Source organism: Bradyrhizobium sp. NAS80.1, assembly GCF_001908205.1.
GTDB lineage: Bacteria > Pseudomonadota > Alphaproteobacteria > Rhizobiales > Xanthobacteraceae > Bradyrhizobium.
On sequence record NZ_LGHL01000270.1, the window covers coordinates 1 to 7608 of the forward strand.

A 7608-nucleotide genomic window follows, 5' to 3' on the forward strand; every position below is an offset into this window, starting at 1 on the left:
GACGCCCTTGCGCTTCGCTAATCCTTCACCGCCATCAGGCTGGATAGAGGACTTCCACCTCCAAGCTGTCGCTCATACTCGGCACACAACAAGAAGGCCGGATCCCTGATCCGGCCTTCTGTTCTCAACCGAACTCAGACGATCAGGCGGCGGCAGCCTTCTTCGGAGCGAAACGGCCGTAGAAGGTTTCTCCCTTCGCAGCCATCTCCACGAGAAGTTTCGGCGGAGTGAAGCGCGAGCCGTACTTCGCTTCGAGCTTCTGGCAGAGCTCGACGAACTTCTTCGTGCCCATGAAGTCGATGTAGGACAGCGTGCCGCCGGTGAACGGCGCGAAGCCGAAGCCGAGGATCGAGCCGACATCCGCCTCGCGCGGATCGGTGATCACGTGGTCCTCGACCGTGCGCGCGGCTTCCACCGCCTGCACCACCAGGAAGCGCTGCTTCAATTCCTCGACGTCGAGCGTGTCAGGATCGAGCTGCTTCGGCTGCAGCGCCAAGAGGCCCGGCCACAGGCTCTTCTGGCCCTTGCCCTTCTCAGGGTAATCATAGAAGCCCTTGCTGTTCTTGCGCCCCAGACGGCCCTGCTTCTCGACCATCTCCACCATCAGCTTCTTCTGATCGGGATTGATCGCGTTGGGGCCAAGATCGGCCTCGGTGGCCTTCATGATCTTGAGGCCGAGGTCGAGCGCGACCTCATCCGACAGCGAGAGCGGGCCGACCGGCATGCCGGCCATCTTGGCGCAGTTCTCGATCATCGCCGGCGGCACGCCTTCGAGGAACATCTCGTTGCCTTCGGCGACGTAACGGCCGACGCAGCGATTGGCGAAGAAGCCACGGCTGTCGTTCACCACGATCGGCGTCTTGCCGATGGTGCGGACGTAGTCAAGCGCGGTGGCGAGCGCAACGTCGCCGGTGTTCTTGCCGAGGATGATCTCGACCAGCATCATCTTCTCGACCGGCGAGAAGAAGTGGATGCCGACGAACTTGCCCTGGTCCTTGAAGCTTTCCGCGAGCGAGGTGATCGGCAGCGTCGAGGTGTTCGACGCAAAGATCACGTCCGGCTTCAGATATTCCTGCGCCTTGGCAAAGGTCTCCGCCTTGACCTTGCGGTCCTCGAACACGGCCTCGATGACGAGGTCGACGTCCTTCAGTGCAGCGTAGTCTGCGGTCGGCGTGATGCGCGCGAGCAGTGTTTCGGCGTCCGCGGGTTTGGCGCGGCCCTTCTTGATCTGCTCTTCGATCACCTTCTGCGCATGCGCCTTGCCCTTGTCGGCGCCCTCCTGGTCGCGATCGATGAGGACGACGTCGAGCCCGGCACGGGCCGAGACGTAGCCGACGCTCGCGCCCATGAAGCCGGCGCCGATCACGGCGATCTTCTTCACCTTGGTCGCGGGCACGTCCTTCGGACGGCGCGCGCCCTTGTTGAGCTCCTGCATCGACAGGAACAGGCTGCGGATCATCGCGGCCGCTTCCTTCGAGCGCAGCACCGAGGTGAAGTAGCGCGACTCCACGCGCAGCGCCGCGTCGATCGGCAGCTGCAAGCCTTCATAGACGCAGCTCATGATCGCGCGCGCGGCCGGATAGTTGTCGTAGGTCTCGCGGCGATAGATCGCGTTGCCGGCCGGGAACATCATCACGCCGGCCTTGGAGAACACTGGACCACCGGGCAGCTTGAAGCCCTTCTCGTCCCAGGGCGCGACTGCCTTGCCGCCGCCCTTGATCCAGTCCTTCGCGGCCTTGATCAGATCGGCCTTGGGAACGATTGCGTGAATCAGATTCAGCGCCTTGGCCTTCTCGACCGTGACCGGTTCGCCCTTGAGCAGGATGGTCATCGCGTCCTGCGGCGGCACCAGGCGCGGCACACGCTGCGTGCCGCCGGCGCCGGGGAACAGGCCGACCTTGACCTCGGGCAGGCCGAGCCGCGTCTTGGGATTCTCCGCCGCCACGCGATAGTGGCAGCACAGCGTGATCTCGAAGCCGCCGCCGAGCGCGAGGCCGTTGATCGCGGCCGCCCACGGCTTGCCCGAGGCCTCAATGGAGCGCAGCACCAGCGAGAAGCGGCGGCTCTGCTCGAACAGCATCTGGTTCGCGGCAGTCTCGCCCTGCTCCTTCAGGATCTTTGCGTAGGCCTGGTTCATGACTTCGAGCATCGACAGATCGGCACCGGCGCAGAACGCGTCCTTGGCGGAGGTGATGACGACGCCCTTCACGGCGGCATCCGCCGTGGTCTCTTTCACGATCGCCTCGAGCTCGTTGGTCGAGGTCTCGTCGAGCACGTTCATCGAACGACCGGGGATGTCCCAGGTGACGAGCGCGATACCGTCGGCGTCGGTCTCAACCTTGAAATTCTTGTAAGCCATGTTGGTTGCTCCCTACCCTTAGACGCGCTCGATGATGGTCGCGGTGCCCATGCCGCCGCCGATGCACAGCGTCACGAGCGCGGTGGACTTGTTGGTGCGCTCGAGCTCGTCGAGCACGGTGCCGAGGATCATCGCACCGGTAGCGCCGAGCGGATGGCCGAGCGCGATCGCACCGCCATTGACGTTGATCGTGGCGTTGTCGATGTCGAAGGCCTGGATGTAGCGCAACACGACGGAGGCGAAGGCCTCGTTGAGCTCGAACAGGTCGATGTCCGACTTCTTCATGCCCGAACGCGCGAACAGCTTTTCGGTGACGTCGACCGGGCCGGTCAGCATCATCGCGGGCTCGGAGCCGATGTTGGCGAACGCGCGGATCTTTGCACGCGGCTTCAGGCCGTATTTGGCGCCCGCCTCCTTGCTGCCGAGCAGGACGGCGCCGGCGCCGTCGACGATGCCTGACGAATTGCCGGCGTGGTGCACGTAGTTGACGCGCTCGATCTCCGGATGCGACTGCACCGCGACACCGTCGAAACCGCCCATCTGCGCCATCATCGTGAACGACGGCTGGAGCTGTGCCAGCGACTGCATCGTCGTCGAGGGACGCATGTGCTCATCCTTGGCGAGGATGGTGAGGCCGTTGATGTCCTTCACCGGCACCACGGACTTGTTGAAACGGCCCTCGTCCCAGGCCTTGCCCGCACGCTGCTGGCTCTGCACCGCGTAAGCGTCGACGTCGTCGCGGGAGAAACCGTACTTGGTGGCGATCAGATCAGCCGAGACGCCCTGCGGCATGAAGTAGGCAGGCACCGCGATCGAGGGATCCATCGGCCAGGCACCGCCGGAGGCACCGATGCCGACGCGGCTCATCGATTCGGCGCCGCCGCCGATCACGAGCTCATGCTGGCCGCTCATCACTTGCGCGGCGGCGAAGTTCACGGCGTCGAGGCCGGAGGCGCAGAAGCGGCTGATCTGCACGCCGGGCACGGCTTCACCGAGACCGGCCTTCAGCGCCGCGAAGCGCGCGATGTCGGAGCCGGCTTCACCGACAGGATCGACCACGCCGAGGATGACGTCATCGACAGAGTCTTCCGGCAGGTTGTTGCGATCCTTGAGCGCCTTCAGCGGCACCGTGGCAAGCGCGAGTGCCGTGACTTCGTGCAGCGCACCGTCGGCCTTGCCGCGGCCGCGCGGGGTACGAACGTGGTCGTAGATGAATGCCTCAGGCATGACGCCCTCCTGCTGATATGACGAGCATAATATAATAGTGAACGGATCGCGGCGGCGGAAGCGGCCTTTAGAAAGCTTCCGCCGGCAGTTCCATGATGGTGCCGGAGCCGGCCTGGATACGCGCGAGATTGGCCGCGGTCTCCGGCAGCATGCGCTCCATGAAGAAGCGCCCGGTGACGAGCTTGGTCGAGAGATAGGGCGTCGCTCCGCTCTCGGCAATCTTCGCCTGGGTCACCTTTGCCATCCGCGCCCACATGTAGCCGAGCGCGACGAAGCCGAAGAGATGCAGATAGTCGGTCGCGGCAGCGCCGGCATTGTCCGGCTTCATCATCGCGTTCTGCATCAGCCAGGTGGTCGCCTGCTGGAGGTGACCGAGCGAAGCCGAGAGCGGGGTGATGAACGGCTTCATCGCCTCGTCGCCGCCGTTCTCCTTGGCGAACGCCATGACTTCGCCGAAGAAGGCCATGATGGCGCGGCCGCCGTCGCGCGGCAGCTTGCGGCCGACAAGGTCGAGCGCCTGGATGCCGTTGGCGCCTTCATAGATCATGGCGATGCGGGCATCGCGCACGAATTGCTCCATGCCCTGCTCGGCGATGTAGCCGTGGCCGCCATACATCTGCTGCGCCTGGACCGCGTTGGCGAAGCCGTAATCGGTGAGGAAGCCCTTCAGCACCGGCGTCATCAGGCCCATGTGGTCGTCGGCGGCCTGACGGTCCTTGGCATCCTCGGAGCGGTGGGCGACGTCGCTCTTCAGCGCGGTCCACATCACGAAGGCGCGCGCGGCCTCGTTGAAGGCGCGGATCGAGAGCAACGTACGGCGCACGTCCGGGTGCACGATGATCGGATCGGCCGGTTTGTCCGGCGCCTTCGCGCCGGTGAGCGAACGGCCCTGGATGCGCTCGCGCGCATAAGCCACGGCGTTCTGATAGGCGACTTCGGACTGCGCGAGGCCCTGCACAGCGACGCCGAGGCGGGCCTCGTTCATCATCACGAACATGCCCTGCATGCCCTTGTTCTCTTCACCGATCAGCCAGCCCGTGGCGTTGTCGTAGTTCATCACGCAGGTGGAATTGCCGTGGATGCCCATCTTGTGCTCGATCGAGCCGCACACCACGCCGTTGCGCTGCCCCACCGAACCATCGGCATTCACCAGGAATTTCGGCACCACGAACAGCGACACGCCCTTGATGCCGGCGGGTGCGCCCTCGATGCGGGCGAGCACCAGATGGATGATGTTCGGGGCGAGGTCATGCTCGCCGGCCGAGATGAAGATCTTGGTGCCCGTGATCTTGAAGCTGCCGTCGGCCTGCCGCACCGCCTTGGTGCGGAGCATGCCAAGATCGGTGCCGCAATGCGGCTCGGTGAGGTTCATGGTGCCGGTCCACTCGCCGGCCACCATCTTCGGCACGTAGGTCTTCTTCTGCTCGGGCGTACCATGCACCAGCAGCGCCGCGGTCGCGCCCATGGTGAGACCGCCATACATCGAGAACGCCATGTTGGCGGAGATCTGGAACTCGTTGACCGCCTGGCTCAGCGTCACCGGCAGGCCCTGGCCGCCGAACTCCTGCGGCGCCGACAGGCCGAGCCAGCCACCTTCGGCGACCTGCTTGAAGGCGTCCTTGAAGCCCTTCGGCGTGGTGACGCTGCCGTCATCGGCGCGCTTGCAGCCTTCGAGATCGCCGACACGATTGAGCGGCTGGAGCACTTCCTCGGCGAGCTTGGCCGCTTCGCCCAGGATCGCCTCGCGCACGTCGCTCGACGCGTCGGAGAAGCCCGGCAGGTTGTCGTAGCGATCAATCTGGAAGACGTCGTTGAGCAGGAAGTTCACGTCTTCGACGGGGGCTTTATAGATCGGCATGGCGTTCTCCCGGCATGGGCTTGAAGTGGTGGAATTCTCTATGATTGGGCGGCCAGCTGCTCCGCCATCAGGCGATGCAGCATGTTGATCGCCTTGAGCGGGCGCACCATCACCTTGAAATGCGTGATGCGTCCCTCGCTATCGAAGGTGATGATGTCGACGCCGTTGATCTCGATGCCGTCGATCACATTCTTGAATTCGAGCACGGCGCCGTTGGCGCTCTTCCACTCGCCGACATAGGTGAAGCCGGGACCGCCGAGGACCTTCTCGGCGGTGGAGAGATATTTGAAGGTGATGTCGCGTCCGCGCTGCGGCGAATGCACGACGGGACTTTCGAAGACGGCGTCAGGATGCCGCAAGTCCCAGAGCGCGGCGCGGTCATGAGACTTCATGAAGGCGTACCAGGAATCGAGGCCGGTCATTGTCAGGATGCCTCCCTAGATCAAGGCCATGGCAAAAAACTCGAAAACAACCCCATGCAAAGTAGCGCAAAGGGCCGGTACCGGGGCTCTGGAGCCCAGCTCATATGCACATTGACGCATATGCACCAATGCGCATAAAGTCAAGTCAATTGGTCGAGACCTCTAAAAGGGAGCTGGTGCCATGGCACTCGGCGACGCAATCCTCGCATGCCTGACGGAACGTCCGATGACGGGCTACGAGCTCGCCAAGACATTCGACTCCTCGATCGGCTTCTTCTGGAAGGCCGACCACCAGCAGATCTACCGCGAACTCTCCAAGCTGCGCGACCGCGGCTACATCCAGGGCCGCGAGGTCGTACAGTCAGGCAAACCCAATAAGCTGATTTATACGCTCACTCCCGAGGGCCGAACAGCACTGCGGCACTGGGCCGCGCGACCAAGCACACCGCCCTCGATCAAGGACGACCTCCTGGTGCGGCTGCATGCGCTCGACAGCATCGGCATCGAGCCCATGCGCACGGACCTGATGGCCCGGCTGGAGCACCATCGCGACCGGCACGAGAACTACGAGCGGATCCTAAAGAAGCGTTTTCCGGAGGGGACGGCGTCGGGAGTGCTCGACCTCGGTAACCTGATGCTGCTCCGCCTCGGTGCCCGGCACGAGCAGATGGTGGCCGATTTCTGCGAAGAAGCCCTCGATGCGCTGTCGGCGATGAGCAGCAAGGGCACGGTGGTGCCGCTGGAGGACGGCAAGCGCGAGGGGAAGGGCTGAGGATTCAGCCCGACGTTACGGAGCGCCGTCGCGTCTTGCTCCGCCGTCATCGCCCGCCTTGTGCGCACTTGCGCACTGGGGCGGGCGATCCAGTACTCCGAGACGGTTGTGGTTGAGCCGATGCGCCGCGGCGTACTGGATGCCCCGCCTCCGCGGGGCATGACAGCGGAGAAGGTTCCCGCCGTCCAACTTTAAGACTGCGACGACGCGTTCCTTAACCCGTTATTTACCGTAACAGGAAAAAGTCGGTTTTCGAGGCAGACGACCCGCGCGGAATTCGATTGTCGTTGCAACCGGCGCGCGTGGGAGGCTGGAGGCGCCGGGTGGGGCGCCGGAGTCGGAACCGGACAGAGTCATGAATTCGCGCGTATCGTGGAGTGTTGACGGCATCGATCCATCCGTTCGGGAGCGGGCCGAAGCTGCTGCGCGCCGTGCCGGCATGTCACTCAACGATTGGCTGAACTCCACGCTCGGCGAATCTGCCCCGCCCAACTTTCGCGGACCTTACGACCAGCGTCCGCAGCACATGCCGAACCAGGCACCGAGTCAGGAAAGCCGCGAAGTAGCCGACATCCACCAGCGGCTCGACGCGATCACCCAGCAGATCGAACGGATTTCGAAGCCCGCGCCGCGCCAGGACATCTCGCGCGAGCAGGGCGTTGCGCGCCAGCTGAACGACGCAATCTCGCGACTTGATGCGCGGCTGTCGCAGATCTCGCGGCCGCAGCAGCCCCAGCCGCAGCAGCCTCACGCGCCGCGGCCGGCGCAGCCACCGGTCGAAACGCGCCAGCGCCAGGCCGATGTCGTCGAGCGCGCGGCGGCGCAGGTCTATCGCAACTCGCCGCCGCTGAGCCCCGCTTCGTTCGACGTCGCGGTCGCCGAGATCACTGCGCGGCAGAGCGAGCTCGACGGTTCCGCGCCGCGGCAGATGCCGCCGCGCACAGCCCCCTCCATCGCGCCCACGGCGGAC

Annotated in this window: 5 protein-coding genes and 1 pseudogene; 2 read left to right on the forward strand and 4 right to left on the reverse strand. The window is 64.5% G+C overall.

Annotated elements, in window-relative coordinates; all coding sequences use genetic code 11:
• Positions 1 to 142 precede the first annotated feature (142 nt).
• The 4 genes from AC629_RS40995 to AC629_RS41010 all read right to left on the reverse strand — a co-directional run bounded on the left by AC629_RS40995 (position 143) and on the right by AC629_RS41010 (position 5866).
• The gene (locus AC629_RS40995; protein ID WP_084810349.1) at positions 143 to 2359 is read right to left on the reverse strand and encodes an FAD-dependent oxidoreductase; all 2217 of its coding nucleotides are present in this window, start codon (positions 2357 to 2359) and stop codon (positions 143 to 145) included.
• A gap of 18 nt (positions 2360 to 2377) precedes the next feature.
• On the reverse strand, positions 2378 to 3586 hold the full coding sequence (locus AC629_RS41000; RefSeq protein ID WP_084810350.1) for an acetyl-CoA C-acetyltransferase: 1209 nt from the start codon (positions 3584 to 3586) through the stop codon (positions 2378 to 2380).
• A 67-nt stretch (positions 3587 to 3653) separates the two neighbouring features.
• Positions 3654 to 5444 (reverse strand): acyl-CoA dehydrogenase C-terminal domain-containing protein, encoded by a 1791-nt coding sequence (locus AC629_RS41005; RefSeq protein WP_084810351.1) that lies wholly within the window; start codon positions 5442 to 5444, stop codon positions 3654 to 3656.
• A gap of 38 nt (positions 5445 to 5482) precedes the next feature.
• On the reverse strand, positions 5483 to 5866 hold the full coding sequence (locus AC629_RS41010) for a nuclear transport factor 2 family protein (protein ID WP_084810352.1): 384 nt from the start codon (positions 5864 to 5866) through the stop codon (positions 5483 to 5485).
• Positions 5867 to 6047: 181 nt separating this feature from the next.
• Here AC629_RS41010 and AC629_RS41015 point away from each other — a divergent pair, with 181 nt between their 5' ends.
• The gene (locus tag AC629_RS41015) at positions 6048 to 6638 is read left to right on the forward strand and encodes a PadR family transcriptional regulator (RefSeq protein ID WP_084810353.1); all 591 of its coding nucleotides are present in this window, start codon (positions 6048 to 6050) and stop codon (positions 6636 to 6638) included.
• Positions 6639 to 6993: 355 nt separating this feature from the next.
• Positions 6994 to 7608, forward strand: a pseudogene (locus AC629_RS41020) (hypothetical protein); the annotation flags it as partial.

Excerpts from the sequence above, each read along its gene's own strand:
- AC629_RS40995 (WP_084810349.1), bottom strand. The coding sequence starts at position 2,359 with ATGGCTTACAAGAATTTCAAGGTTGAGACCGACGCCGACGGTATCGCG.
- AC629_RS41000 (WP_084810350.1), bottom strand. The coding sequence starts at position 3,586 with ATGCCTGAGGCATTCATCTACGACCACGTTCGTACCCCGCGCGGCCGC.
- AC629_RS41005 (WP_084810351.1), bottom strand. The coding sequence starts at position 5,444 with ATGCCGATCTATAAAGCCCCCGTCGAAGACGTGAACTTCCTGCTCAAC.
- AC629_RS41010 (WP_084810352.1), bottom strand. The coding sequence starts at position 5,866 with ATGACCGGCCTCGATTCCTGGTACGCCTTCATGAAGTCTCATGACCGC.
- AC629_RS41015 (WP_084810353.1), top strand. The coding sequence starts at position 6,048 with ATGGCACTCGGCGACGCAATCCTCGCATGCCTGACGGAACGTCCGATG.